The organism is Streptomyces sp. BE303, from assembly GCF_036290945.1.
In the GTDB taxonomy this organism is placed as follows: Bacteria; Actinomycetota; Actinomycetes; order Streptomycetales; family Streptomycetaceae; genus Kitasatospora.
In genome coordinates, this window is record NZ_JAQYWZ010000799.1 from 1 (window position 1) to 693 (window position 693).

The 693-nt window shown below is 69.0% G+C and carries 2 protein-coding genes; both read right to left on the bottom strand.

Annotated features, from left to right (window positions below):
• On the bottom strand, window positions 1-328 hold a 328-nt coding region (locus PUR56_RS26020; RefSeq protein WP_329950691.1), incomplete at its 3' end, for a rodlet layer protein.
• A gap of 80 nt (window positions 329-408) precedes the next feature.
• Window positions 409-693: rodlet layer protein (locus PUR56_RS26025; RefSeq protein ID WP_329950692.1), on the bottom strand; the 285-nt coding region annotated here is incomplete at its 5' end.

Here is a 693-nt window from a genome sequence, read left to right on the forward strand (position 1 = left end):
AGACACCCGCGTCGCCCGAGGACTGGGTGTTCTGGCCGACGTTGCAGATCTGCTTCGGGGTGCTGTTGAGGATCGGCACCTCGACCGGGACGGCCACGCCGAGGACGGCGACCGCGATGTTGTGGACCTCCGGCAGGCAGATGTTCGCGTTGTCGAGGGTGTGGAAGTTCGGGCTGTGGTCGCCGTGGGTGCCGGTCTGGTTGGTGCCACCGTTGCCCTGGACCGAGACGGCGGAGCCGTCCGAGTCGGCGATGGCCGAGGCCGAGCCGGCGGACATCGCGATGGCGGCGGCGGCGAGGCCGGCGGCGGCGAGGGACTTCTTGATCATTTCGGTGTTCCTCTCGGGGGATGAATCGGGGAGCGATTCGAAGGGTGGTTCTGGAGGGGTGACGCAGGTGGGGCGAGCGGTCAGCCGATGAGGTGGGAGACGCCCGAGTCGCCCTTGGTCTGGGTGCCCTGACCCTGGGTGCAGTACTGCTTGCCACCGCTGTTGGCGATCGGGACCTCGACCGGGACGGCCACGCCGAGCACGCCGACGGCGATGTTGTGGATCTCCGGCAGGCAGACGTTCGCGTTGTCCAGGAAGTGGAAGTTCGGGCTGTGGTCGCCGACGGTGCCGGTGAAGTTGGTGCCGCCGTTGCCCTGGAAGGACCCGGCGGAGCCGTCCGAGTCACCGATGGCCGAGGCCGGCGC